The organism is Pseudomonas sp. PSE14 (assembly GCF_029203285.1).
GTDB lineage: Bacteria > Pseudomonadota > Gammaproteobacteria > Pseudomonadales > Pseudomonadaceae > Pseudomonas.
Map to the genome: position 1 here is coordinate 3,718,729 of NZ_CP115669.1, position 24,645 is coordinate 3,743,373.

Genomic DNA, 24,645 nt, shown 5'->3' on the forward strand with positions numbered 1-24,645 from the left:
TCGAGGTATCCGCCATGAGTGGCGAAATTTCCATCAACGTGACTGTCGATCGAGAGCAGGCAGAGAGCTACCTGCAATGGCTGGTCAGTCAGTACGAGCTGGCCATGACGGAGTTCTGGTTCGACGACCGCTACCGCTTCACACCCCAGGGCTTCCGGGCAAAACGCATCATCGCGGACCACCCGCACATGGTCGGCCTGGTGCGCAGCATGCGCGAACTGCGCACCCAACTTCGGGGGCTGCCGGCATGAGGGACATGGATAACGACCTGCGCCAGGACGTCCTGAGCAAGCTGCAGCTGCAGTTCGGCCTCAAGCCCATGAAGGGCACGAAGTACATGCGCAAGGGTGAGTGCCCGGCCTGCCTGAAGAAGGAGCTGTTCACCCTGGTCGACAACCCCTGGTTTATCCGCTGCGGTCGGGAGAGCAAGTGCGGCGAGAGCTGGCACATCAAGGAAATCTACCCCGAGCTGTTCGACGACTGGAGCAAACGCGCGCCGTCCAGCGACAAGGAGCCGACCGCTTCGGCCAAGGCCTACCTCAGCCATGCCCGTGGCTTCGATCTGAAGCTCGTCGAAGGCTGGTACACCCAGGAACAGTACTGGGACCGCGACCTCGGCATCGGCAGCGCCACCGTGCGCTTCGCCCTGGCCAAAGGCGGCTACTGGGAACGCCTGATCGACCAGCCCGCGCGCTTCGGCAAGAAGAAGGCGCGCTTCAAGCCAGGCGAATCCTACAAGGGCGTCTGGTGGTGCCCGCCCTGCGTCGACCTGCTCGAGGTGAAAGACCTGTGGATCGTCGAGGGCATCTTCGACGCCATCGCCCTGCTGCACCACGGCATCGCCGCCGTCTCCGCGATGTCGTCCAACGCCTTCCCCGAGGAGTCCCTGCGCGACTTGGCACGCGCCCGTGGCGGCAAGCTGCCGAAACTGGTCTGGGCCCTGGACAACGAGCCGGGCGCGCACCACTACACCCGCCGCTGGGTCAAGGAAGCCCGCGCCCTGGGCTACAACTGCGAGGCCGCACAGATCGGCCAGCGCGGCAACCGTAAAACCGACTGGAACGACCTGCACCAGCGCTGGATGTTCATCGACGACGCCGGGCAGCGTGAGGACCAGATCGAGAAGGACCTCAAGGCCGCCCGCCACGAAGGCGCCCTGCTGATCGCCGAGAGCGCGGCCGAGAAGGCCCTGCTGATGTACGACTGGGGCAAGCGCGGCGAATTCCACTTCCGGTTCGGCAACCGCCTGTACTGGTTCAAGCTGGACATCGAGAAGTTCAACAAGGCGATGCAGAGCCTGGAAGACAGCGAGGACCACGACGACCAGCTGCTCAACCAGAAGCAGATGCGCGACAAGGCCCTCCAGCAGGCCGGCGGCGTGGTGGAAATCGCCAACTGCTTCCCGCAGGCCCTGTACTTCCAGCGCAACGAGGTGACCGACGAGAGCTGGTACTACTTCCGCGTCGACCGCCCCGACGACGAGCCGGTGAAGAACACCTTCACCAGCGCCCAGGTGGCGGCCGCCAGCGAGTTCAAGAAACGCCTGCTCGGCGTGGCCGCCGGCGCCATCTACACCGGCAGCGGCGTGCAGCTCGACCAGATCATGAAGCTGCAGCTCACCGGCCTGAAGACGGTGGCCACCATCGACTACCTGGGCTACAGCCGGGAGCACGCCTGCTACGTCCTGGGCGACGTGGCGGTACGTGGCGGCGTGCTGGAGAAGGCCAACGCCGAGGACTACTTCGAATTCCAGAAGCTGCGCCTGAAGACCCTGCAGCGCTCGATCAAGCTGCAGATCGGTACCGACGACAACACCTACCGGGCGGAGTGGCTCGACTGGCTGTGGACCTGTTTCGGCGCCAAGGGCCTGGTCGCCCTGGCGTTCTGGTTCGGCTCGCTGTTCGCGGAGCAGATCCGGGCGGAGTACCAGTCCTTCCCGTTCCTGGAAGCCACAGGCGAGGCCGGCGCGGGTAAGTCGACGCTGATCACCTTTCTCTGGAAGCTACTCGGCCGTGCCGATGAGGAAGGCCAGGACCCGTCGAAGATGACCAAGGCGGGCCTGCGCCGCTGGCTCACCCAGCTGTCGAACATGCCCATGGTGCTGCTCGAGGCCGACCGCAGCGACAACAGCCGGGCCGGCGGCGCCGCCAAGGCCTTCGACTGGGACGAGTTCAAGCCGCTGTTCAACGGCCGCTCCCTGGGCGTCACCGGTCAGAAGACCGCCGGCAACGAGACCTATGAACCGCCCTTCCGCGGCACCCTGGTGATCAGCCAGAACGCCACGGTGCTGGCCTCCGAAGCGATCATGACCCGCATCGTGAAGTTGCACTTCATGCGCCCGGAGATCACCCGCGACAGCCAGGCCGCGGCGGACAACCTCAACCATCTGGGCGTGATGGACGTCAGCCACTTCCTGCTGAAGGCGATCCGCGCCGAAGGCCAGGTGCTGGAGTGCTTCCGCGAACGCATCAAGGTCCACACCGCCACCCTGCGCGGCCTGAAGCAGGTCCGCATCGAGCGCCTGATCCTCAACCACGCCATGTTGATGGCCCTGGTGGACGGCCTGCGCCTGGTGGTGCCGCTCACCGACACCCAGCACGCCTGCGCGCAGCAGGCCCTGCTGACCATGGCCCTGGAGCGCCAGTCCGCCGTCAACGCCGACGCGCAAGAGGTGGCGGAATTCTGGGAGGTCTACGAGTACCTCGAGAACACCCAGGACGGGCCGGTGCTGAACCACAGCAAGAAGCCGGAAACCATCGCCATCAACCTCAACGAGTTCGTAAAGCTGGCCGCCGAGCACCGCCAGAAGGTGGCCGACGCCACGACCCTGCGCGAGCTGCTGAAAGAGTCCCGGCGCCACAAGTACCTCGACTACAAGGCCGTCGACAGCGCGGTGCGCGCCGCACAGGCCGTCAACAACACCATGTTCGCGAAGCCCAGCACGGTGAAGTGCTGGATTTTCGAAGCCTGACCAGGGCGCGGCAACGCCCGGTCATCAACCCCAAGGAGAAGCACCATGCATAAGCACTCCAGTACTCCCCCTGCTCTGCGAGAGGAAGGTGTAGACCAGCTCACCTGCACGACCACCTACCGCGGCTTCCCCATGATCTGCTTCAAGGATCAGTACGGGGCGGTTTGCTCCCTGCAGATCAGCAGCCTAGCGGAGCCAACCTGCTGCTGGTTCGGCGTCGACAACCCATCCATCCAGGTCATGGAGCCGGGCAAAGGCTGGCAGCCGGTGAAGCTGCCTGCGGGAGCCGTGGTAAGCAACCGGATGCACCTGAGCCAGGAACAGGTGCTCGCCCTCCTCCCCCACTTGGTGACGTTCGCCCAGTCCGGCGAGTTCGCCTTCAACCCGATCAGCGAATAGCCCGGAAGCAAATCGGCCCCGGTGAGCGGCAACTCGCCAGAGCCGGTCTCAAGGAGAAGCACCATGCAACAACTTCAGCAGCACCGCTGGGCCCTACTGGCTATGGTCACAGCCCTGGCAGGCGTGTCCGCCACTTCCGTAGCGCTGGCGATCGCCGCGCTCATCGAGAACACCCTGCTGGCGGTCCTGTTCGCCTCGGCAGCGGTCGTCCTGGACCTGTTCAAGTACATCGCCTGGCCCTTCGCCCTCGGCCTGCTGGAAATGCGCCGTACCGTGTGCGCGCTGCTGATGATGGCCAGCGCGCTGGCATTGGGCGGCGTGTCCGCCTGGGCCAGCTACGACCGCCTCATGACCTCGATCGTCACCAGCCGCGCGGAGCTACAGGCGCGCCAGACACAACGCAAGGCAGATCTGATCGAGCAGCGCGGCGCCGACGCCGCCCGTATCCAGCAGCTGGACGCCGAAGCTGTCACCACTCGCGAGCAAGCGAACGCACTGCGTGATCGAGGCATGGTCACCCGCGCGCTGGAGCTGGAAGGGGCCGCCATGGCCCGAATCGACTCGGAGCGCGGCCAAGCTCAGGTTCGCAGAGATAACGCCTCTCAGGAGCTGACAGCCCTACTCGCGAAGCCAGCCAAGGCAGCGGGCCACCCTCCTCTGCCTCGGCTTCGCCGCAGCGCTGGAAGTGGTCCCCGCCCTGATTCTCTCCGCGCTCCGACCAGGAACAACGGCGGAACGCGCTCCGGTAGCAGTAGCCGAGAAACGGAAACAGCCCGAAGAACGCAACGAGGAACGCTCGGAAACAGGGCCGGAAACGGCCGCAGATGAAGGCCTGCCGGCTCTGCTGCAGCAGCTCATCGCCGGAACAGAGAGCGGCGCCAAGGTGGCGGTAAGGCAAGTGGCGAAGGAACTGCGGATCGGCAGCAGCAAGGCCACCAAGCTCCTACAGCAGGCCGCCGAACTCGGAGTACTGCACAAGACCCCCGGCGGCTATGTCGCCGCCTAAAAGAAGGCCCCGGTGAGCGGCAGTACCACCGGGTTAGTGAAAACAGCGCTAGAAATGGCGCACCGCAGTTCTAGGCCCGCTTGCGGGCCTTTCTTTTGCCAGCTTGATAGCGTGGCCATTCGTTGTAGACCAGGGAAAGAAGATGGCAGATGGCGTGGAGGTCCGGGGCAACCGGATCAGGGTTTACTTCCGTTACCAGGGCGAGCTGTGCCGGGAGGCTGTAGCGGGTGATGCAACACCCGAAAACGTGGCCAACGCCGAGCGGCTGGCCGGCATCATCAACTACGAAATCAAGCACGGAACATTCAGCTACAGCCGACACTTCCCGAACTCTCCCAGGGTGCAGACCAACACCCTGGGGCACTACCTGGACCTCTGGCTCGAGATAAAGCGCAACGAGCTGGCTCCGTCCGGCTTCCGCACTCACAAGAGCAAGGTGGAGACGCACATTCGCCCGCGCTGGGGCTCCTACCAGGCCGACCAGATCGACCACCTGGATCTGCAGGCCTGGGTTCAGGCCGACCTCATGGTGAGGCTGCACAACAAGACGGTACGCGAAATCATCAGCATCCTTGGCCAAGTATTCACGCTCTACCGCACCCGGAACCGCTCGTCGCACGATCCGACCGAGGGCATCACGGTCAGATTGCCGGACCCAGATGAAGCAGACCCATTCGACCGCAAGGAAATCGCGGCCATCTTGGGCGTCGAGACTGATCGCCGACAGGAGGTAGCCCTCGCACAGTTCATGATCTGGGCCGGGCCGCGCGTGTCAGAGGCCATTGCCCTTGCTTGGGAGGACGTAAACCTCGAGGCCGGTACGGTGCGCTTCCGGCGATCACAGGTGCGCAGCCACTACAAGGTAACCAAGACCCGCCGCTCGACTCGGGAGATTCGGCTTTTGAAGCCAGCCCTGGAGGCGCTGCGGGAACAGAAGGCGCGGACGGCGAATCTGCCGCCCGTCGAAATAGAAGTCACCGATCGGGACAACAAGACGAAAAAGCGACAGATGGTCCGGTTTGTCTTCCACAACTCGGCCACACGGGCGGCCCACACCAGCTCTGACATCCTGCTGCAGCGCTGGTGGAAGCCACACCTGGAGAAAGCGGGTGTTCGGTACCGCGGCCCGAACAACTGCCGGCATACGTATGCCAGCCAGCTACTGACGTCCGGCGTAGTGCCGCTGGACTGGATCGCTGACCAGATGGGCCACACGTCTACCGCCATGATCTGGCGCCACTACGGCAAGTGGATCAACCAAGATGGGCCGGACATGATAGGGATGCTTGAGAGAGCGCTGAACCTGTTGCCACCAACAATAGATGTCAATTGAGTACTTGATAGGGCATTCATTCCGCGATGCCCATGTGGTCGACCGCATACATGGCGTGACATCATTAATGTGCGATCTTGATAGGGATATAGATCATGAGCAGCCTGTTTCATCAGACCGAAGTGTTGCGTGCAAAACATCATAGAGAGCCCGCTTTCAATCTTTTCTCTGTTCTGCGAAAGGAAAGCGATGAGAAGTTTCTGCACTCTCGCTTTCTGGCATTTTTGCTAAACCCCCAAAGCAACCACACTTGCGGCAGCGCCTTACTTCAAAGTTTTCTAGATGTCATGAATATTGATGACTTCGATGTGAAAACCGCGAGGGTGCAGACGGAATACAAGAGCATTGACATTTTCATCAGTAATGCAGAAGGCAAGGCCATCATTCTGGAAAATAAAATCTATGCTAGCGATGCTCGAGAGCAGTTAGTGCGCTATGAGCAAACGGCAAGGCGAGAGGGCTATCAGAGCGTAATCAACCTCTATCTGACCCTGACCGGCTCTGAACCAGCTGAGCACAGCAAAGGTAACCTGGAAGTGGAGCAGATCAGCTACCAGACTGACATCCTAGCTTGGCTGGACCAATGCATAGCCTTGGTTGCTCGTGAACCAGGCTTACGCGAAGCAATTTTCCAATACATTGAACTGCTGAAACGACTTACGTCTACCGACCAAGGAGGAGCGTACATGGATGCCCTTAAGAGCGAGCTATTGAAAGGCGAAAACCTTCTCTTGGTAAACGACATTCAGCAAGCCTTTACTGAAGTGTTGATTGACCTTCAAGAAGACATCTGGGAAAAGATGCGCGCTTATCAGCTGGAGGCATACCCGAACATGCCACCTCCCGAGGACAACGCGGAACGCCAAGCGATCCGTAACTACTACATGAAGTCGAAAAGCAATCGATATTACGGCCTTTACTATTCGCTTGCTCCCTTGCCCGGATACGCCTACGTCGAAGTGGACCACTACCTCTACTGTGGCTTTATGGAAGCCGACACAACCAAAAACACCGGCCGTCAGCACTTGCTGAGGATCACTCGCGGATTATCAGGGGGAGCTCAAGAGGCTGATGGTCTTTATTGGCGGCACTCATCCCCTAAAGCGCGCCTTCACAACCCGACTCGCGCCGACCTCGATCTATTGCGCGACCCAGAACAACGTCAAGCTATTGCTCGGAATCTAATCGATGGTGTGCACGAGCTTTGGCAAGCAGCTACGAGCTCATGAGGCCACTCGTCGAATCTGACGGACGGTTCGCAAACGAAAAAAGGCAGCCCTGATAAGGCTGCCTTTTTCGTTACCTGTTCCCAATCTGTTCCCAAGACGCTCCCATTTCAAGGCTCGCTCAGAAATTTCCTTTGTAGAACAAGTGCTTACATGGTGCGGACGGAGAGACTCGAACTCTCACAGCTTGCGCCACTGGAACCTAAATCCAGCGTGTCTACCAATTTCACCACGTCCGCAGGGAACCGCAGAAACGAAAACGCCAGGCTTTAGGCCTGGCGCTTCGGAATATGGGGTGGACGATGGGAATCGAACCCACGACACCAGGAGCCACAATCCTGTGCTCTACCAACTGAGCTACGCCCACCATATTACATGCTTGTACCGAACGCCACATGGCGCACCCGGCAGGACTCGAACCTGCGACCATCCGCTTAGAAGGCGGATGCTCTATCCAGCTGAGCTACGGGCGCTTTAGTGGCTGCAACCCTTGCTTAGCAGATCAGTGGAAACCACTGAACCGGTTTGCACCACCTTCTGCTTTCGCTTCGGGCTGTGCTCGGCAAGCGGGGCGCATGTTATCGATGCGCCCATACCTCGTCAACAACTTTTTTAAAAAAAATTCAAAGAGATAAAGGAGTTACGGCAAATCGAGGGTGCCCGCCTTTGCCTTATGAAGGCAGCGTGCGAAAATGCGCGCCATCTTTTCACCCGCCTTAATGGTTATCCCCCCGACATGACTGCAAAACTGATCGACGGCAAAGCGATCGCCGCCAGCCTCCGCCAGCAGATTGCCCAACGCGTCAATGAACGCCGCCAGCAAGGACTGCGCATCCCCGGCCTGGCTGTGATCCTGGTCGGCAGCGACCCCGCATCTCAGGTCTATGTCGCGCACAAGCGCAAGGACTGTGAAGAGGTAGGCTTCCTCTCCCAGGCGTACGACCTCCCCGCCAGCACCACCCAGCAAGAGCTGCTGGCCCTGATCGACCGCCTGAACGCTGATCCGGCCATCGACGGCATTCTGGTCCAGCTCCCCCTCCCCGCCCATCTCGATGCCTCCCAGCTGCTGGAGCGAATCAGCCCGGACAAGGACGTGGACGGTTTCCACCCCTTCAACATCGGCCGCCTGGCCCAGCGCATCCCGCTGCTGCGCCCCTGCACCCCGAAGGGCATCATGACCCTGCTGGAAAGCACCGGCGTCGACCTGTACGGCATGGATGCAGTCGTAGTGGGCGCTTCCAACATCGTCGGTCGCCCCATGGCGCTGGAACTGCTGCTGGGTGGCTGCACCGTCACCGTGACCCACCGCTTCACCCGCGACCTGGCCGACCACGTGCGCCGTGCCGACCTGGTGGTCGTGGCCGCCGGCAAGCCGGGCCTGGTCAAGGGCGAGTGGATCAAGGAAGGCGCCATCGTCATCGACGTGGGCATCAACCGCCAGGCTGACGGCAAGCTGGTGGGCGACGTGGAATATGAGGTGGCCGCCGAGCGCGCCAGCTGGATCACCCCGGTTCCGGGCGGTGTCGGCCCGATGACCCGCGCCTGCCTGCTGGAAAACACCCTGTACGCTGCCGAACACCTGCACACCTGAGTTCGTCGCGCACAAGAAAAAGGCCGCTGATCAGCGGCCTTTTTCATTTCCGAAGGAGCGCTTACTCGGCGAGACGCCAGGTAGTACCGCCCTTGCCGTCTTCCAGCACCACGCCCAGCGCGGTCAGCTCGTCGCGGATGCGGTCGGACTCGGCCCAGTTCTTCGCCGCGCGGGCATCCAGGCGCGCCTGGATCAGCGCTTCGACCTGCGCAGCATCGACCTTGCCTGCCGCGCCAGCCTGGAGGAACTCGTCCGCATCCAGCTGCAACACACCCAGCAGACCGGCCAGTTCGCGCAGACGCGCCGCCAGAGCAGCTGCCGCTGTCGGCTCGCTATCACGCAGACGGTTGATTTCACGCGCCATCTCGAACAGCACGGCAACCGCTTCCGGCGTACCGAAGTCGTCGTCCATCGCCGCGGCGAAACGCTCGACGAAGGCTTCGCCACCCTCGGCGGCCACCTGCGGCAAGCCACGCAACGCGGTGTAGAAACGCTCCAGCGCGCCCTTGGCTTCCTTCAGGTTGTCTTCGGAATAGTTGATCGGGCTGCGGTAGTGGCTGGAGACCAGCAGGAAGCGCACGACTTCCGGATGGTACTTTTCCAGCACTTCGCGGATGGTGAAGAAGTTGCCCAGGGACTTGGACATCTTCTCGCCGTCCACGCGCACCGCGCCGGCATGCATCCAGCTGGCCGCGTAGAGCTTGCCGGTGGCCGCCTCGCTCTGGGCGATCTCGTTCTCGTGGTGCGGGAACACCAGGTCCGGACCGCCGCCGTGGATGTCGAAGGTCTCGCCCAGGCAGCAGGTGGACATCACCGAGCACTCGATGTGCCAGCCCGGACGACCGGCGCCCCAGGGCGATTCCCAGCTCGGCTCGCCGGGCTTGGCGCCTTTCCAGAGCACGAAGTCCAACGGGTCTTCCTTGGATTCGTCGACCTCGATCCGCGCACCGATGCGCAGGTCCTCGATCTTCTTGCGCGACAGCTTGCCGTAGCCGGCGAACTTGCCGACCCGGTAGTAGACGTCACCGTTGCCCGGCGCGTAGGCGTAGCCCTTGTCAATCAGGGTCTGGATCATCTCGTGCATACCTGCGATGTGGCCGGTGGCGCGCGGCTCGATGTCCGGACGCAGGACCGACAGGCGCGCCTCGTCTTCATGCATCGCGGCGATCATGCGGGCGGTCAGGTCTTCGAACGATTCGCCGTTCTCCTGGGCGCGACGGATGATCTTGTCGTCGATGTCAGTGATGTTGCGCACGTAGGTCAGGTCATAGCCGCGATGGCGCAACCAGCGAGCGATCACGTCGAACGCCACCATCACACGGGCATGGCCGATGTGGCAGAAGTCGTAGACGGTCATACCGCACACGTACATGCGCACCTGGTTGCCCACCAGCGGCTTGAAGGCGTCCTTGGTCTTGGACAGCGTGCTGTAGATCTGCAAGTCAGCCATGCCTTACTGCCCCCAGGAGTCGCGTAGGGTCACGGTGCGGTTGAACACCAGGGCGCCGTGCTTGGAATCCTTCGAGTCGGCGCAGAAGTAACCCTCGCGCTCGAACTGGAAGCGATCGTGCGGGGTGGCTCCAGCCAGCGATGGCTCTGCGCGGCAACCCTTGAGCACCACCAGGGAGTCCGGGTTGATGTTGTCGAGGAAGCTGCCGCCCTCTTCCGATTTCTCCGGGTTGGCGGAGCGGAACAGGCGGTCGTACAGGCGCACTTCGCACTCGATGCTCTCGGCAGCCGGCACCCAGTGGATCACGCCCTTGACCTTGCGGCCTTCGGGATTCTTGCCCAGGGTGTTCTCGTCATAGCTGCAGCGCAGTTCGACAATGTTGCCGTCGGCATCCTTGATGGCTTCGTCGGCACGGATCACGTAGCTGCCGCGCAGGCGCACTTCGCCACCCGGGATCAGGCGCTTGTAGCCGGCCGGCGGCACTTCTTCGAAGTCGCTGGCGTCGATGTAGATCTCGCGGCTGAACGGCAGCACGCGCATGCCCATGTCCTGCTTCGGATGGCACGGCAGCTCGAGACTCTCGACCTGGCCTTCCGGGTAGTTGGTGATCACCACCTTCAGCGGCTTGAGCACACACATGGCGCGGCCGGCGTTGGCATCCAGGTCGTCACGGATGGCGAATTCCAACATACCGATGTCCACCACGCCGCCGGCGCGGTTTACACCAATCATGTCGCAGAAGGTGCGGATCGAGGCCGGGGTATAACCGCGGCGGCGATAGCCGGAGAGGGTCGACATGCGCGGGTCATCCCAGCCGTCGACGTGCTTCTCGTCCACCAGTTGTTTGAGCTTGCGCTTGCTGGTGATGGTGTAGTTCAGGTTCAGGCGCGCGAATTCGTACTGGCGCGGCTGGGCCGGGACCGGCAGGTTGGCCAGGAACCACTCGTACAGCGGGCGGTGATCCTCGAACTCCAGGGTGCAGATGGAGTGGGTGATGCCCTCGATGGCGTCCGACTGACCGTGGGTGAAGTCGTAGCTGGGGTAGATGCACCACTTGTCGCCGGTCTGGTGGTGATGGGCGTGGCGGATGCGGTAGAGGATCGGGTCGCGCAGGTTGATGTTCGGCGAGGCCATGTCGATCTTCGCACGCAGCGAACGTGCTCCGTCCGGGAACTCGCCGGCCTTCATGCGGGCGAACAGGTCCAGGTTCTCTTCCACCGAACGATCACGGAACGGGCTGTTCTTGCCCGGCTCAGTCAGGGAGCCACGGTAGGCGCGCATTTCCTCGGCATTGAGGTCGCAGACGAAGGCCTTGCCGGCCTTGATCAGCTCCACCGCCCAGGCGTGCAGCTGGTCGAAGTAGTTGGATGCATAGCGCACCGGACCGACCCAGTCGAAGCCCAGCCACTTCACATCGGCTTCGATGGCGTCGATGTATTCCTGGTCTTCCTTCGCCGGGTTGGTGTCGTCGAAGCGCAGGTGGCAGTCACCGCCGAACTCCTTGGCCAGGCCGAAGTTCAGACAGATGGACTTGGCGTGGCCGATGTGCAGGTAGCCGTTGGGCTCCGGCGGGAAGCGGGTGACGATCTTCTGGTGCTTGCCACTTTCCAGATCGGCCTGGACGACCGGGCGCAGGAAGTTGGCGGCAACAGTGGCTTCTTTCGTATCGGCGGTAGGCTTGCTCATGGTGTCCTTGATCATGCTGGTGTTCGGCCAGGGTAGGCCAGCCAAACCAAAGCGCTTATCATAGCCGAAGCTGTCAACCCCCTGACAGGCCTTCGATTTTTCCAACCAGCGGAATTCCCTGATGACTACCACCGTCAAACTGCAGACCAACTTCGGCGATATCACCCTCGAACTCTTCGACGACAAGGCGCCGGAAACCGTGGCCAACTTCAAGGAGTACGTGAAGGCCGGCCATTACGACAACACCGTTTTCCACCGCGTGATCAACAACTTCATGATCCAGGGCGGCGGTTTCGAGCCGGGCATGAAGCAGAAGAGCACCAACAAGCCGATCAAGAACGAAGCCAACAACGGCGTCGGCAACAAGATCGGCACCGTCGCCATGGCCCGCACCATGGAGCCGCACTCGGCCAGCGCTCAGTTCTTCATCAACGTGGCTGACAACGACTTCCTCAACCACAGCGCACCGACCGTTCAGGGCTGGGGCTACTGCGTATTCGGCCAGGTGAAGGACGGCATGGACGTGGTCAACAAGATCAAGGGCGTGGCCACCACCATGCGCTCTGGCCACCAGGACGTGCCGGCCGACGACGTGATCATCGAGAAAGCCGAAATCCTCGGCGAGTGAGTCGATGAGCGTCCTGTTCATCTCGGACCTGCATCTCGAAGCGGAACGCCCGGACATTACCCGGGCGTTCTTGCATTTCCTGTCTACCCGCGCCCGCACGGCCAAAGCGCTGTACATCCTCGGAGACTTCTTCGAAGCCTGGATCGGCGACGACGGCATGGACGAGTTCCAGCACTCCATCGCCCGTGCCCTGCGTGAACTGTCTGACAGCGGCACACGCATCTACCTGATGCACGGTAATCGCGACTTTCTGATCGGCAAGGCGTTCTGCCGCGAGGCCGGCTGCACCCTGCTGCGCGACCCGAGCCTGATCGACCTGGGCGGCGAAAAGGTCCTGCTGATGCACGGCGACAGTCTGTGCACCCTCGACGAGGCATACATGAAGCTGCGCCGCTGGCTGCGCAATCCGCTCACGCTGTTCATCCTGCGCAACCTGCCGTTGGCCACCCGCCACAAGCTGGCGCGCAAGCTGCGCAAGGAAAGCCGCGCGCAGACGAGCATGAAAGCCAGCGAGATCGTCGACGTCACCCCGGCGGAAGTGGAGCGCATCATGCGCGACAAGGGCGTACGCATCCTGATCCACGGCCACACCCATCGCCCTGCGGTACACGAGCTGGAGATCGACGGACGCCCTGCCCGGCGCATCGTCCTCGGCGACTGGGACCGTCAGGGCTGGGCCCTGGAAGCGGACGACCAGGGGTTGCAGCAGGCGCCCTTCCCGCTCTGAGAGCGCCGGCCACCGCCATGGTGGCCTTCCGACGCCAACCTACACGCACTGTCAGAGGTTTCCTCTTGACCGGCACTGGCGGCCTTGCGCAGCATCGCCGCTTTGCTCACTCAAGGAAGAACCATGCTGGTATCCAAGGAAAGCCTCATCAAATATGCCGCCGCGCCGCTGGCGGTGGCCGCGGTCGGTTTCGTCCTGTTCAACGGGGTGTTCTTCTATAACGAAGCCGGCTACATGACCCACGTGCGCACCATCTTCGGCGAAGAGAAGATCGTCGACGACGTGGGCTACGCCACCAAGTGGTTCGGCCGCGCCACCACCTGGAAGAAGGCGATCAGCGTGCAGTCCGTGCTGGTCATGGACGAGAACGACAACAACCCCGACAACGACGCCCTCGGCGCCACCATCGAAGCCTTCCCCATCGTGTTCCTCGGCAACGTCGACGCCAAGGTCGAGTCCTCGGCGCGCTTCCGCCTTCCCGGTGGCGACTCCTTCCTGAAGATGGCCCAGGAATACCGCAACCCGGACAACTTCATCCGCACCGCGCTGGTGCCGGCGATCAAGGAAACCCTGCAGGCCACCGCCTCGCTGATGAGCGCCGACGATTACTACGCCGGCGCCCGCAGCGAATTCGCCGCCGAGTTCGAGAACCAGCTCAACGACGGCCTGTACCTGATCAAGCGCAAGGAAGTCCGCGGCCCGCGCGGCCCCCTGCCCCACCAGACCGCCATCCTTCAGGCCGGCACCGAGCAAGGCAGCTTCGGCGACAACAACGCCAGTCAGTTCGTCACCGAGAAGGTCACCGATGCCAAGGGCATCCCGGTGCGCAAACAGCAGCAGTTCCGCAAGTTCGGCGTGGAAGTGGTGGAAGCGCGCATCACCAACGTCGATCCGAACCCCCAGTACAAGCAGCGCATGGTCAAGGTACAGCAGGCCCTGGCCGAGCTGGCCGTGGCCCGCCAGAACCGTCTGAAGGAAGAGGAAGAGAAGCTGCTGGTCACCGCCCGCGGCGAGAAGGAAGTGGAAGCCAAGCGCCAGGAAACCCTGCGCGACCAGATCGAGCGCACCACCCAGGCGGAAACCGACAAGCAACTGGCGGTGATCAACGCCGAGCGCGAGAAGCAGCGCGCCGAGATCGAGAAACAGACCGCCGAACTGCTGCGCGACAAGGCCGCCGTGACCGCCCAGGCCACCAAGATCACCGCCGACGCCGATGCCTACGCCCGTGAAGCGGTGATCAAGGCGGACGGCGCGCTGCAGCCCAAACTCGACGCACTGATCGCCATCAACAAGGTATGGGCCGAGGCCGCCGCCCAGGCGCCGGTGCCCAGCGTGATGATGGCCGGCGGCCCGACCAGCGCCAGCAGCCGCCAGGACGAGATCGGCCAACTGATGGGGGTGCTGGCCACCAAGGCCGCGCGCGATCTGGCGCTGGATCTGAAGGTGAAGGACTGAGTTCGACTCTTTTGTAGGAGCGAGCTTGCTCGCGAACGGATTTCCCGGCAGCTCCGATGGCTGGGCTGGTTCGCGAGCAAGCTCGCTCCTACGAAGAGCCAAAGGAAAGCGCCCGACTGGGCGCTTTTTTCATTCCGGCTCGCGGATCAGGCTGCCAGCTCGACCGGCACGCCGCTGTGGAAGCGGAACTCGCTGTCCGGCGACTGGATCAGGCCAGCCTCCACCTCACGAATCTCCACCACGCGGCGATCGATGTCCGCATCATCGCCATAACGACGCGCCAGGCTCAGGTAACCCTGGAAGTGCCGCGCCTCGGACTTGAGCAACGAGCCGTAGAACTTGGCCAGGTCAACATCCAGATGATCCACCAGCGCAGCAAAACGCTCGCAACTGCGGCACTCGATGAAAGCGCCGACGATCAGGGTATCCACCAGTTTGTGCGGCTCGTGGTTGCGCACCACGGCGCGCAGGCCGGAGGCATAGCGGCTGGCGGAAATCGGCCGCAGCGGGATGCCACGCTTCTTCAGGATCGCCAGCACCTGCTCGTGGTGGCGCAATTCCTCGCGGGCCAGGCGCGACATGAAGTTCACCAGCTCCTCGTGGGCACTGTACTTGGCGATCAGGGCCAGGGCCGTGCTGGCGGCCTTGAACTCGTTGTTCTTGTGGTCGATCAGCATCACCGCCTGATCCCGCAGTGCGGCTTCCACCCACGCATCCGGCGTGGCACAACCGAGGAATTCCCTGATTTCAGACAGCATGCTCAACTCCAACGAAGCGTTCCACCGGCTGGCCGGTGTCATAAATGCGGGGCATTATACGAATGCAGCCGCGCGGAACCAGCGTCCGCCCTTGATATGCCTCAACGTCATGACGGCGATATCCCGACTACAGTTGTTCCACATAAACAACGCGCACGAAGGGAGACGATCATGCAAGCCATCCGTAGCATCCTCGTAGTCGTGGACCCCGACCAGCCGGACGGTCTCGCCCTGAAACGGGCGCGCCTGATCGCCAGCGTCACCCAGTCCCACCTGCATCTGCTGGCCTGCGAGAAGCGCGGCGACTGCACTGCCGCACTCGAAGAGCTCACCCAGGGGCTGCGCGAAGAAGGCTTCAGCGCCTCCAGCCGGCAGGCCTGGAAGGACGGTCTGCACCAGACCATCATCGCCGAGCAGCAGGCCGAAGGCTGCGGCCTGGTAATCAAGCAGCACACCCCCGACAACCCGCTGAAGAAGGCGCTGCTGACCCCGGACGACTGGAAGCTGCTGCGCCACTGCCCCGCCCCCGTGCTGCTGGTGAAAACCAACCAGCCCTGGGCCGGACGCAACATCCTTGCGGCGGTGGACGTGGGCAACAGCGACACCGAGCACCGCACCCTGCACGCCGGCATCGTCAGCCATGCCTATGACATCGCCGGACTGGCCCATGGCGAGCTGCACGTGATCAGCGCCCACCCCTCGCCGATGCTGTCGGCCGCCGACCCGACCTTCCAGCTCAGCGAAACCATCGAGGCGAAGTACCGCGAGGCCTGCCGGGCGTTCCAGGCCGAGTACGGCGTTGACAACGACCACCTGCATATCGAGGAAGGCCCGGCCGATGTACTCATCCCGCGCGCGGCGCACAGCCTGACGGCTGCCGTCACGGTGATCGGCAGTGTGGCGCGCACCGGCTTCTCCGGCGCGCTGATCGGCAATACCGCCGAGGTGGTGCTCGATGCGCTGGAGAGCGACGTCCTGGTGCTCAAGCCGGACGACATCATCGCCCACCTGGAAGAGCTGGCTGCCCAACCCTGACGGGACAAATGCGGAGCGACATCCTGTAGGAGCGAGCTTGCTCGCGAAGCGCCCAGCACCGGAGCTGCCGGGAAATGGTTCGCGAGCAAGCTCACTCCTACATAGAGCATGAAAAAGCCGCCCGTCGGGCGGCTTTTTCATGTAGGCATCGTTCGCCTCAGACCCGCGACTCCATGCCCTCGGCCAGGAAGCGCGGGGCGATATAGCGCTCGTAGTGCGCCTCGGAGAGGATGAAGAATTCCTTGTCGATGGCATCGCGCAGGTCCGGCAACGACCAGTCGCGGAATTCCGGCAGCAGCGCCAGGCCATAGGCCTCAACCTGGTTGATCATCCGCGAGCCGCGGGCGATCAGTTGGTAGGCCCAGCAATAAGGCGACTGCTCGGGGACGAAGCGGATCTGCCGCTGCTCCAGTTGCGCACGCAGGCGCTGCGGGTCGAAGACTTCCAGCTTGGCCATCATCACCTGGGTCAGCAAAACCTCCAGGCGGCTCAGCACCGAGCGTTTCTCCTCGTCGCTGTAGCCGTTCCAGTGCACCACTTCATGGTGGAAACGCTTGCAGCCACGACAGACCAGGTCGCCGTAAACCGTCGAGCAGAGCCCGACACAGGGAGTTTTGATGCGCGAAGAAGACATGACGGAAGGAGTAGCGGGCAAAGCGGCATATTAGTGTCCGAGGGGGCATCCTCGCAAACCGGGTTGCCCTGTGGTCGGACACGACCATTGTCTAGGCAATATCACCCTTGCGGGGGTAGCAAATCGGCTTACCAACACCGGCTTTTTGCATTAGAATCCCCTCGCCTTTTTGGCGTCATTGTCCGAAAGAAGCTGTTTTCAAAGCGTCACGAAGCACAGATTCCGGCAGCCGCGCGGCCTGGGCGCTCCCCTCAAGCGTTCAGGCCCCTACGTCCCAGGCCACACCGGCGTAAAACTTTGAAAACAGCTTCTGCCCGGAGATCGCCGGTGCCGTCGTAGGTCAGTGGATTACCGTCCACCATGCCTGACGAATGGATCGGAAGGGTCTCCTGGATACGCGTCCTCCGGGACCACTGATGAGGGAAAAACTGTGCTTGAAGCCTACCGCAAACACGTAGAAGAGCGTGCCGCCCAGGGCGTCGTGCCCCAGCCGCTGAACGCCGAGCAGACCGCTGGTCTGGTCGAACTCCTGAAGAACCCGCCGGCCGGCGAAGAAGAATTCCTCCTCGATCTGATCACCAACCGCGTGCCGCCGGGCGTCGACGAAGCCGCCTACGTCAAGGCCGGTTTCCTCTCCGCTGTCGCCAAGGGCGAAGCCACTTCCCCGCTGCTGACCAAGGCCCGCGCCGTTGAGCTGCTGGGCACCATGCAGGGCGGCTACAACATCGCCACCATGGTTGAGCTGCTGGACAGCGCCGAGCTGGCCGAAGTCGCCGCCGAGCAACTCAAGCACACCCTGCTGATGTTCGACGCCTTCCACGACGTCGCCGAGCGCGCCAAGAAAGGCAACGCCGCCGCCAAGGCCGTGCTGCAATCCTGGGCCGAAGGCGAGTGGTTCAAGGCCAAGCCGGCCGTCGCCGAGAAGCTGACCCTGACCGTGTTCAAGGTCCCCGGCGAAACCAACACCGACGACCTGTCCCCCGCTCCGGACGCCTGGTCGCGCCCCGACATCCCGCTGCACGCCCTGGCCATGCTGAAAATGGCCCGTGACGGCATCGAACCGGTCCAGCCGGGCGCGGTCGGTCCGCTGAAGCAGATCGAAGCCGTCAAGGCCAAGGGTTTCCCGGTTGCCTACGTCGGTGACGTGGTCGGCACCGGTTCGTCCCGTAAGTCCGCCACCAACTCGGTGCTGTGGTTCTTCGGCGACGACATCCCCTACGTTCCGAACAAGCGTGCTGGCGGCTTCTGCTTCGGCACCAAGATCGCCCCGATCTTCTACAACACCATGGAAGACGCCGGCGCCCTGCCGATCGAATTCGACTGCACCAACCTGGCCATGGGCGACGTCATCGACGTGTACCCGTACGAAGGCAAGGTCGTGCGTCATGACAGCGGCGAAGTGGTCACCACCTTCGAGCTGAAGACCCCGGTTCTGCTGGACGAAGTCCGCGCCGGCGGCCGTATCCCGCTGATCGTTGGCCGTGGCCTGACCGAGAAGGCCCGCGCCGAGCTGGGTCTGGCTCCGTCCGACCTGTTCAAGAAGCCGGAAGCGCCGGCCGACAGTGGCAAGGGCTTCACCCTCGCCCAGAAGATGGTTGGCCGCGCCTGCGGTCTGGCCGAAGGCCAGGGCGTACGTCCGGGCACCTACTGCGAACCGAAGATGACCACCGTCGGTTCCCAGGACACCACCGGCCCGATGACCCGCGACGAGCTGAAAGACCTGGCTTGCCTGGGCTTCTCCGCCGACCTGGTGATGCAGTCCTTCTGCCACACCGCTGCCTATCCGAAGCCGATCGACGTCAAGACCCACCACACCCTGCCGGACTTCATCATGACCCGCGGCGGTGTCTCCCTGCGTCCGGGCGACGGCATCATCCACAGCTGGCTGAATCGCATGCTGCTGCCTGACACCGTCGGCACCGGCGGCGACTCGCACACCCGCTTCCCGATCGGCATCAGCTTCCCGGCCGGTTCCGGCCTGGTGGCCTTCGCCGCTGCCACCGGCGTCATGCCGCTGGACATGCCGGAATCGGTTCTGGTGCGCTTCAAGGGCAAGCTGCAGCCGGGCATCACCCTGCGTGACCTGGTCCATGCCATCCCCTACTACGCGATCCAGGCTGGCCTGCTGACCGTCGAGAAGAAAGGCAAGAAGAACATCTTCTCCGGCCGCATCCTCGAGATCGAAGGTCTGAACGACCTGACCGTCGAACAAGCCTTCGAGCTGTCCGACGCCTCCGCCGAGCGTTCGGCTGCCGGTTGCACCATCAAGCTGCCGGAAGAGGCCATCGCCGAGTACCTGAAGTCCAACATCACCCTGCTGCGCTGGATGATCGGCGAAGGCTACGGCGACGCCCGCACCCTGGAGCGCCGCGCGCAAGCGATGGAAGCCTGGCTGGCCAACCCGCAACTGCTGGAAGCCGACAAGGACGCCGAGTACGCCGCGGTCATCGAGATCGACCTGGCCGACGTCAAGGAGCCGGTACTCTGCGCTCCGAACGACCCGGACGACGCTCGCCTGCTGTCCAGCGTCGAAGGCCGCAAGATCGATGAAGTCTTCATCGGTTCCTGCATGACCAACATCGGTCACTTCCGCGCTGCCGGCAAACTGCTGGACAAGGTCAAGGGTGGCATTCCGACCCGTCTGTGGCTGGCTCCGCCGACCAAGATGGACGCCCACCAGCTGACCGAGGAAGGCTACTACGGCATCTACGGCAAGGCTGGCGCGCGCATGGAAATGCCGGGCTGCTCGCTGTGCATGGGCAACCAGGCTCGCGTACAGACCGGTTCGACCGTGGTCTCCACTTCGACCCGTAACTTCCCGAACCGTCTGGGCGACGCCACCGACGTGTTCCTGGCATCCGCCGAGCTGGCCGCCGTCGCTTCGATCATCGGCAAGCTGCCGACCGTCGAGGAGTACATGGCCTACGCGAAGGACATCGACAGCATGTCTGCCGATATCTACCGCTACCTGAGCTTCGACCAGATCGCCGAGTTCCGCGAAGCTGCAGCCAACGCGAAGATCCCGGCCGTTCAGGTCTGAGTGATCCCAGCGTGACGAAAAGCCCCGCCCCGTGCGGGGCTTTTCTTTTGTGGCGCCCGAAATAGAGCGGCCTGAACCGCTACTCACGATGGGGCTAATACTTATTGACCGTTGCGCCAGTCGCCCGCGTGTCTAAGGTGTCAGCAGGCCCTGCCGATATCCGTGCTCAGGTGCCCTTGATGGAACCCTCCAGAGGTGCGCTCCCTTCCTCTGAGCCCCGCCCTTGTGGCGGGGCTTATTTTTTCCGCCGTACCTGGCACATCCCTTGCTGAATGCCCTGTAGCAGGCAGCCCAACGGCGGGCCCTGAAAGACGATGACGTCGCCTCCCCGCCCATCGATGGTCGGCGGAGCGACGCCCTTTGCCTTCAGAGGTGGAAATGATCGACAGCACCAGAGGCCGTCCGGACAGCCTGGCCTGGGTCGCCGGCTCCGACGCACCGGAGAAGAGCGCCCTGAATCTGGGCTTCATGGCCCTCACCGACTCCGCATCCCTGGTGGTCGCCGCCACCCAGGGCTTCGCCCAGCCCTACGGCCTGACCCTCAACCTGCAGCGGCAAAGTTCCTGGGCCGGCCTGCGCGATCGCCTGCTCAGCGGCGAGCTGGATGCGGCCCAGGGGCTCTACGGCCTGATCTACGGCATGCAACTCGGCCTGGGCGGCACGCCCGCCACCGAGATGGCCGTGCTCATGGGGCTGTGCCAGAACGGCCAGGCGATCAATCTTTCCGCTCCGCTGATGCGCGACGGCGTGACCTGTGCTGAAGCACTCCGCCAACATGCGCTCCACAACGGTGCGCCGCTGACCCTGGCGCACACCTTCCCCACCGGCACCCATGCCCTGTGGCTGTATTACTGGCTGGCCAGTCACGGCATCCACCCGCTACGTGACGTGCGCTCGCTGGTGGTGCCGCCGGCGCAGATGGTGGAGCACCTGAAGGCCGGACGCATCGACGGCTTCTGCGCCGGAGGTCCCTGGGGCGCGCTCGCGGTGGACGAAGGACTGGGCTTCACCCTGGCGACCAGTCAGCAGATCTGGCCGGACCACCCGGAAAAGGTGCTGGGCACCACCCGCGCCTTCGTCGAGCAATACCCCAACACCGCCCGCGCCCTGGTGATGAGCCTGCTCGATGCCAGCCGCTTCATCGAGGCCAGCGAGGACAACCTGCGCAGCGCTGCGCAATTGATCAGCGGGCGCGACTACATCGACGCACCGGTCTCCAGCATCGAGCCACGCCTGCTCGGTCGCTATCAGGACGGCCTCGGCCACGCCTGGCAGGATGCCCATCCGCTGCGTTTCCACGACGGCGGACAGGCCAACTTCCCGTGGCTGTCCGACGGCATGTGGTTCATGACCCAGTTCCGCCGCTGGGGCCTGCTGCGCGAGGACGTCGACTACCTGGGCATTGCCCGCCGGGTCCAACGGCTCGAGCTGTACCGCGAAGCCGCCGAAGCCATTGGCGTAGCGGTGCCGAACGTCGACATGCGGAGCTCGACGCTGATCGATGGGCGAATCTGGGATGGCAGCGATCCGACCAGCTATGCCCACGGCTTCGAATTGAATGCCCTGACGGAGCGAGACTGAGCATGTTGCGCGTCCTGCTGATCAATGACACCCCGAAGAAGGTCGGGCGCCTCAAGGCAGCGCTGGTGGAATCCGGTTTCGAGGTGGTCGACGAATCAGGCCTCACCGTCGACCTGGCGCAACGCGTAGAAGCCCTGCGCCCGGATGTGATCCTGATCGATACCGAATCCCCCGGCCGCGATGTACTGGAACAGGTGGTGCTGGTCAGCCGCGACCAGCCGCGCCCCATCGTCATGTTCACCGACGAACACGACCCGCAAGTGATGCGCCAGGCCATCCGTTCCGGGGTCAGCGCCTACATCGTCGAGGGCATCCAGGCCCAGCGCCTGCAGCCGATCCTCGACGTTGCCATGGCGCGCTTCGAGAGCGACCAGGCACTGCGCGCACAACTGCAGGCCCGCGAGCAGCAACTGGCCGAGCGCAAGCGCATCGAACTGGCCAAGGGGCTGCTGATGAAGATGAAGGGCTGCGCCGAGGAAGAGGCCTATACCCTGATGCGCCGCCAGGCCATGGGGCGCCAGCAGAAGCTGGTGCAGGTGGCCGAGCAGATCATTGCGATGCACGAAATGCTGGGGCACTGACAGGCCATCTGCCAGCGGCGGCACCCCGCGATCAGAACGCCAGCCCGCCTGCTGGCCCCCGCCGGTGCGGCCACTGCGTATCCTCCGCGCGCCGCGCTAAACCTCGCGCGGTGCCCTCGCTTCCATTGCATGACCATGGAAGTCCGTAGTGCGACCCGTCGGCTAGGTACCTGCCGGTCGCATCCGCCCCCTAGTGAGCGAGACAGCATGATCGACCTTTCCACCTGGAACCTCAGCGTTCCCAGCGACCCCCGCCCCACCGAAATCACCACCCAGCAACTGCTCGACGGCTACCAGAGCAGTTACTTCAAGCGCGATGGCGACACCATCGTGTTCTGGGTGCCGGTCAACGGCTCCCACAGCGAAGACAGCACCTACCCACGTACCGAGCTGCGCGAGACCAAACGCGACGGCAGCATCTACAACTGGTACTACACCGGCGGCGACAACGAGTTGCGCGCCACAGTCAGCGTCGGTCGCGTTCCCTCGCAGAACAAGATCATCATCGGCCAGATCCACAGCAAATCGCCTACCAGCGGCGACGGCGAACCGCTGGTGAAGCTGCAGTACCACTACTACCCCAAGACCCAGACCGGCAGTATCGAAGCCCTGGTGCGCAACCACCCGGACGACAGCGAAAGCAAGAATATCCCGCTGCTCACCGATGTGCGCCTGAACGAGCGAGTCACCTACAGCCTGCGTGTGACGTCCACCGGCCAGTTAGGCCTGCGCGCCGAAACCTCCGATGGCGAGCAGCAGTATTACCGCCAGGCCCTGAGCACCACCTGGAGCAAGCAACTGCTCTACTTCAAGGCCGGCGCCTACATCAACGACAACTACGGTCCCACTGACGAAGGCGGCCGCGTAACCTTCTACCACGTCAACCTGGCGCACTGACGCGCCCATTCAGCCCGCCTATGGCACTGCGAAACCGGCGGCGGGCTTCGTACAATGGCGCATCCTCCTCGATCCGAGAGCGCCCCATGGCCCGCCTGAAACTGGAATTCCCCGAAGAACTCTTCATCTACAGCACCAAGCTGACCGTACGCGTCACCGACATCAACGGCGCCAAGCACCTGGGCAACGACTCGATGATCTCGATGATCTCCGAGGCCCGCGCGCGCTTCCTGTTCGATTACGGCATCCGCGAGAGCGGCATCATCGTCACCGACCTGGCCACCACCTACCGCGCCGAAGCCCACGCCCGCGACCAACTGCTGTTCGAAGTCGGTGTCATGGACTTCAACAAGTACGGCGGCGACATCATCTTCCGCATCACCCGCCCAGCGGACGGAATCCTGGTCGCCATGGCCAAGTCCGGCTTCGTGTTCTTCGACTACCAGGCCGGTAAGGTCACCCCCATTCCTCAGGCGTTTCGTGACGCATTCCCCAATGTGAACTGGATCGCCTGATCCTCGCCGGGCGGCGATGCTGGCAACGCGCTATACCTCTGGAGCCGTCTATCAAACCGACATCAGAGGAGAACTTCCAATGCCGTCCTTCCTTCGGGTGGGCGCGCTGTCCGGCTGTCTGTGCCTGCCTATCCTGACCCTGTCCACGCCGAGCCCGGCGGCGGACACCAATCCCCTGCAACGCGGCCGCTATCTGGTGCAGATCGCCGGCTGCAACGACTGCCACACCCCCGGCTACGCCATGGCCCCCGAGAAAGTTCCGGAAAGCGCCTGGCTTACCGGCGACCAGTTGGGCTGGAACGGCCCCTGGGGCACCACCTACCCCGCCAATCTGCGCCTGTACATGCAGGGCCGCAGCGAGGAGCAGTGGCTGGCCACGGCGCGACAGGCGAATTTCCGGCCGCCGATGCCATCCTATGTGCTGCGTGTGATGAACGAGGACGATCTGCGCAGCATTTACCGCTTCGTCCGCCAACTGGGACCGGCAGGAAATGTCGCCCCTGCCTACCTACCGCCGGGCAGCGCCCCCAAGGGTCCAGCGGTGGTTTTCCCTTCCCCGCCCACCCAATGACCCGCCGCCCCAACGGGGAGCACGCCCTGACCGCGAGCGCCCCGTTGTGGCACACCCAAGGCTTCACGCTCTCTCCTAACCCATTGGTTCACCTGAGATTTGCGGTCTTGGCCCGCGCCTTGCTCTACGCAAGGTGATGGTAATCAACGGCGATTACCCGACTTCGACAAAGGCGTCGCATCCACACCCGCGCAGTGCGGTGGGTGGAGCGACGCCTTTTTCGTTTGCCCCGGCGTAGGGGCTCAGGGGTCTGATGACGTTTTGCCGCGACCGCGACGGCGCCGCATTTTGCGCAGGGCAAGGCGCGAGGAGAGTGATTTGGTCATTCCAAGCGAACGACGAGTAACGCAGCACTGCGCAAAATGCGGCCCGTCCCTTCGGGTTGCGCGGCAAATCACGCCATGCGTCGTTGCGCGACTTGAAAAGGGAATGACCATTTCCTGCATCCCGCGCCTCGCCTGGCGTGATTTGTCGCGGCAACGCGGCCTGCGTCAAAACGTCATCAGACCCCTCCGACCTTTCTCGACCCCGGCGGCTGCCTTGTGGCGCACGACCGGGGTT

The 24,645-nt window shown here is 63.3% G+C and carries 22 protein-coding genes and 3 tRNA genes; 18 read left to right on the top strand and 7 right to left on the bottom strand.

The genetic code is table 11. From position 1 onward, the window contains the following. Positions 1-14 precede the first annotated feature (14 nt). The 7 genes from O6P39_RS16950 to O6P39_RS16980 all read left to right on the top strand — a co-directional run bounded on the left by O6P39_RS16950 (position 15) and on the right by O6P39_RS16980 (position 6,938). Entirely contained in the window at positions 15-251 is a 237-nt protein-coding gene (locus tag O6P39_RS16950) for a hypothetical protein (protein WP_116820440.1), read from the top strand. Next, positions 248-2,971, top strand: coding sequence for a toprim domain-containing protein (locus O6P39_RS16955; RefSeq protein ID WP_275607651.1), 2,724 nt, complete (start codon positions 248-250; stop codon positions 2,969-2,971). The genes O6P39_RS16950 and O6P39_RS16955 overlap by 4 nt, the downstream gene beginning before the upstream one ends. 45 nt (positions 2,972-3,016) lie before the next feature. Next, positions 3,017-3,370, top strand: a complete 354-nt coding sequence (locus O6P39_RS16960; protein ID WP_275607652.1) for a hypothetical protein — start codon at positions 3,017-3,019, stop codon at positions 3,368-3,370. Positions 3,371-3,433: 63 nt separating this feature from the next. Further along, entirely contained in the window at positions 3,434-4,198 is a 765-nt protein-coding gene (locus O6P39_RS16965) for a hypothetical protein (RefSeq protein WP_275607653.1), read from the top strand. Positions 4,199-4,253: 55 nt separating this feature from the next. Beyond that, on the top strand, positions 4,254-4,376 hold the full coding sequence (locus O6P39_RS16970; protein WP_275607654.1) for a hypothetical protein: 123 nt from the start codon (positions 4,254-4,256) through the stop codon (positions 4,374-4,376). A gap of 142 nt (positions 4,377-4,518) precedes the next feature. Then, entirely contained in the window at positions 4,519-5,709 is a 1,191-nt protein-coding gene (locus O6P39_RS16975) for a DUF3596 domain-containing protein (RefSeq protein ID WP_275607655.1), read from the top strand. A 95-nt stretch (positions 5,710-5,804) separates the two neighbouring features. Further along, positions 5,805-6,938: a PD-(D/E)XK nuclease family protein gene (locus tag O6P39_RS16980; protein ID WP_275607656.1), complete on the top strand. Its 1,134-nt coding sequence runs from the start codon at positions 5,805-5,807 to the stop codon at positions 6,936-6,938. A gap of 151 nt (positions 6,939-7,089) precedes the next feature. Here the strand turns inward: O6P39_RS16980 and O6P39_RS16985 are convergent. The 3 genes from O6P39_RS16985 to O6P39_RS16995 all read right to left on the bottom strand — a co-directional run bounded on the left by O6P39_RS16985 (position 7,090) and on the right by O6P39_RS16995 (position 7,408). Further along, positions 7,090-7,174 (bottom strand) — tRNA-Leu (locus O6P39_RS16985). A 52-nt stretch (positions 7,175-7,226) separates the two neighbouring features. Continuing rightward, positions 7,227-7,302, bottom strand: a tRNA-His gene (locus tag O6P39_RS16990). 29 nt (positions 7,303-7,331) lie between these two features. Beyond that, positions 7,332-7,408: transfer RNA gene (locus O6P39_RS16995), tRNA-Arg, on the bottom strand. A 263-nt stretch (positions 7,409-7,671) separates the two neighbouring features. Here O6P39_RS16995 and folD point away from each other — a divergent pair. Then, complete coding sequence (gene folD / locus O6P39_RS17000; protein WP_275607657.1) at positions 7,672-8,526, top strand: bifunctional methylenetetrahydrofolate dehydrogenase/methenyltetrahydrofolate cyclohydrolase FolD; 855 nt, start codon at positions 7,672-7,674, stop codon at positions 8,524-8,526. A gap of 61 nt (positions 8,527-8,587) precedes the next feature. On the opposite strand, the gene cysS is transcribed toward folD, so the two are convergent. Both cysS and O6P39_RS17010 read right to left on the bottom strand, forming a co-directional pair. Next, a complete protein-coding gene (gene cysS, locus O6P39_RS17005) occupies positions 8,588-9,976 on the bottom strand; it encodes a cysteine--tRNA ligase (RefSeq protein WP_275607658.1) in 1,389 nt (462 codons plus the stop codon). A gap of 3 nt (positions 9,977-9,979) precedes the next feature. Next, a complete protein-coding gene (locus tag O6P39_RS17010; RefSeq protein WP_275611969.1) occupies positions 9,980-11,662 on the bottom strand; it encodes a glutamine--tRNA ligase/YqeY domain fusion protein in 1,683 nt (560 codons plus the stop codon). A 121-nt stretch (positions 11,663-11,783) separates the two neighbouring features. Between O6P39_RS17010 and O6P39_RS17015 the strand changes: the two genes are divergently transcribed. The 3 genes from O6P39_RS17015 to O6P39_RS17025 all read left to right on the top strand — a co-directional run bounded on the left by O6P39_RS17015 (position 11,784) and on the right by O6P39_RS17025 (position 14,472). After that, on the top strand, positions 11,784-12,290 hold the full coding sequence (locus O6P39_RS17015) for a peptidylprolyl isomerase (protein ID WP_275607659.1): 507 nt from the start codon (positions 11,784-11,786) through the stop codon (positions 12,288-12,290). Positions 12,291-12,294: 4 nt separating this feature from the next. Continuing rightward, positions 12,295-13,017: a UDP-2,3-diacylglucosamine diphosphatase gene (gene lpxH, locus O6P39_RS17020; protein WP_275607660.1), complete on the top strand. Its 723-nt coding sequence runs from the start codon at positions 12,295-12,297 to the stop codon at positions 13,015-13,017. A 123-nt stretch (positions 13,018-13,140) separates the two neighbouring features. Next, positions 13,141-14,472: an SPFH domain-containing protein gene (locus O6P39_RS17025; protein WP_275607661.1), complete on the top strand. Its 1,332-nt coding sequence runs from the start codon at positions 13,141-13,143 to the stop codon at positions 14,470-14,472. Positions 14,473-14,618: 146 nt separating this feature from the next. Here the strand turns inward: O6P39_RS17025 and miaE are convergent, their stop codons facing one another. Then, on the bottom strand, positions 14,619-15,236 hold the full coding sequence (gene miaE / locus O6P39_RS17030) for a tRNA isopentenyl-2-thiomethyl-A-37 hydroxylase MiaE (protein WP_275607662.1): 618 nt from the start codon (positions 15,234-15,236) through the stop codon (positions 14,619-14,621). A gap of 165 nt (positions 15,237-15,401) precedes the next feature. Between miaE and O6P39_RS17035 the strand changes: the two genes are divergently transcribed. Next, a complete protein-coding gene (locus tag O6P39_RS17035; RefSeq protein WP_275607663.1) occupies positions 15,402-16,265 on the top strand; it encodes a universal stress protein in 864 nt (287 codons plus the stop codon). Positions 16,266-16,422: 157 nt separating this feature from the next. On the opposite strand, the gene O6P39_RS17040 is transcribed toward O6P39_RS17035, so the two are convergent. Beyond that, positions 16,423-16,899: a DUF1289 domain-containing protein gene (locus O6P39_RS17040; RefSeq protein ID WP_275607664.1), complete on the bottom strand. Its 477-nt coding sequence runs from the start codon at positions 16,897-16,899 to the stop codon at positions 16,423-16,425. A 430-nt stretch (positions 16,900-17,329) separates the two neighbouring features. Here O6P39_RS17040 and acnB point away from each other — a divergent pair, with 430 nt between their 5' ends. From acnB to O6P39_RS17070, 6 genes are all read left to right on the top strand, one after another. Beyond that, positions 17,330-19,939 (top strand): bifunctional aconitate hydratase 2/2-methylisocitrate dehydratase, encoded by a 2,610-nt coding sequence (acnB, locus tag O6P39_RS17045; protein WP_275607665.1) that lies wholly within the window; start codon positions 17,330-17,332, stop codon positions 19,937-19,939. Between the two features lie 378 nt (positions 19,940-20,317). Continuing rightward, on the top strand, positions 20,318-21,520 hold the full coding sequence (locus O6P39_RS17050) for a CmpA/NrtA family ABC transporter substrate-binding protein (protein ID WP_275607666.1): 1,203 nt from the start codon (positions 20,318-20,320) through the stop codon (positions 21,518-21,520). 2 nt (positions 21,521-21,522) lie between these two features. Next, positions 21,523-22,101 carry an ANTAR domain-containing response regulator gene (locus O6P39_RS17055; protein ID WP_275607667.1) on the top strand — a complete coding sequence of 193 codons (579 nt, stop codon included), beginning with the start codon at positions 21,523-21,525 and terminating at the stop codon, positions 22,099-22,101. 207 nt (positions 22,102-22,308) lie between these two features. Next, positions 22,309-22,998: a polysaccharide lyase family 7 protein gene (locus O6P39_RS17060; protein WP_275607668.1), complete on the top strand. Its 690-nt coding sequence runs from the start codon at positions 22,309-22,311 to the stop codon at positions 22,996-22,998. An 86-nt stretch (positions 22,999-23,084) separates the two neighbouring features. Beyond that, positions 23,085-23,513 (top strand): thioesterase family protein, encoded by a 429-nt coding sequence (locus tag O6P39_RS17065; protein ID WP_275607669.1) that lies wholly within the window; start codon positions 23,085-23,087, stop codon positions 23,511-23,513. Between the two features lie 79 nt (positions 23,514-23,592). Further along, positions 23,593-24,084, top strand: coding sequence for a cytochrome C (locus O6P39_RS17070; protein WP_275607670.1), 492 nt, complete (start codon positions 23,593-23,595; stop codon positions 24,082-24,084). Positions 24,085-24,645 lie beyond the last annotated feature (561 nt).

Bases quoted from the DNA above. Each gene is read 5' to 3' on its own strand.
- lpxH (WP_275607660.1), top strand. From the start codon at position 12,295: ATGAGCGTCCTGTTCATCTCGGACCTGCATCTCGAAGCGGAACGCCCG.
- O6P39_RS17035 (WP_275607663.1), top strand. From the start codon at position 15,402: ATGCAAGCCATCCGTAGCATCCTCGTAGTCGTGGACCCCGACCAGCCG.
- O6P39_RS16975 (WP_275607655.1), top strand. From the start codon at position 4,519: ATGGCAGATGGCGTGGAGGTCCGGGGCAACCGGATCAGGGTTTACTTC.
- O6P39_RS16960 (WP_275607652.1), top strand. From the start codon at position 3,017: ATGCATAAGCACTCCAGTACTCCCCCTGCTCTGCGAGAGGAAGGTGTA.
- folD (WP_275607657.1), top strand. From the start codon at position 7,672: ATGACTGCAAAACTGATCGACGGCAAAGCGATCGCCGCCAGCCTCCGC.
- O6P39_RS16965 (WP_275607653.1), top strand. From the start codon at position 3,434: ATGCAACAACTTCAGCAGCACCGCTGGGCCCTACTGGCTATGGTCACA.
- O6P39_RS17040 (WP_275607664.1), bottom strand. From the start codon at position 16,899: ATGTCTTCTTCGCGCATCAAAACTCCCTGTGTCGGGCTCTGCTCGACG.
- O6P39_RS16980 (WP_275607656.1), top strand. From the start codon at position 5,805: ATGAGCAGCCTGTTTCATCAGACCGAAGTGTTGCGTGCAAAACATCAT.
- O6P39_RS17050 (WP_275607666.1), top strand. From the start codon at position 20,318: ATGATCGACAGCACCAGAGGCCGTCCGGACAGCCTGGCCTGGGTCGCC.
- O6P39_RS17015 (WP_275607659.1), top strand. From the start codon at position 11,784: ATGACTACCACCGTCAAACTGCAGACCAACTTCGGCGATATCACCCTC.
- cysS (WP_275607658.1), bottom strand. From the start codon at position 9,976: ATGGCTGACTTGCAGATCTACAGCACGCTGTCCAAGACCAAGGACGCC.
- O6P39_RS17065 (WP_275607669.1), top strand. From the start codon at position 23,085: ATGGCCCGCCTGAAACTGGAATTCCCCGAAGAACTCTTCATCTACAGC.
- O6P39_RS16955 (WP_275607651.1), top strand. From the start codon at position 248: ATGAGGGACATGGATAACGACCTGCGCCAGGACGTCCTGAGCAAGCTG.
- O6P39_RS17010 (WP_275611969.1), bottom strand. From the start codon at position 11,662: ATGAGCAAGCCTACCGCCGATACGAAAGAAGCCACTGTTGCCGCCAAC.
- O6P39_RS16950 (WP_116820440.1), top strand. From the start codon at position 15: ATGAGTGGCGAAATTTCCATCAACGTGACTGTCGATCGAGAGCAGGCA.
- O6P39_RS17055 (WP_275607667.1), top strand. From the start codon at position 21,523: ATGTTGCGCGTCCTGCTGATCAATGACACCCCGAAGAAGGTCGGGCGC.
- O6P39_RS17070 (WP_275607670.1), top strand. From the start codon at position 23,593: ATGCCGTCCTTCCTTCGGGTGGGCGCGCTGTCCGGCTGTCTGTGCCTG.
- O6P39_RS17060 (WP_275607668.1), top strand. From the start codon at position 22,309: ATGATCGACCTTTCCACCTGGAACCTCAGCGTTCCCAGCGACCCCCGC.
- O6P39_RS17025 (WP_275607661.1), top strand. From the start codon at position 13,141: ATGCTGGTATCCAAGGAAAGCCTCATCAAATATGCCGCCGCGCCGCTG.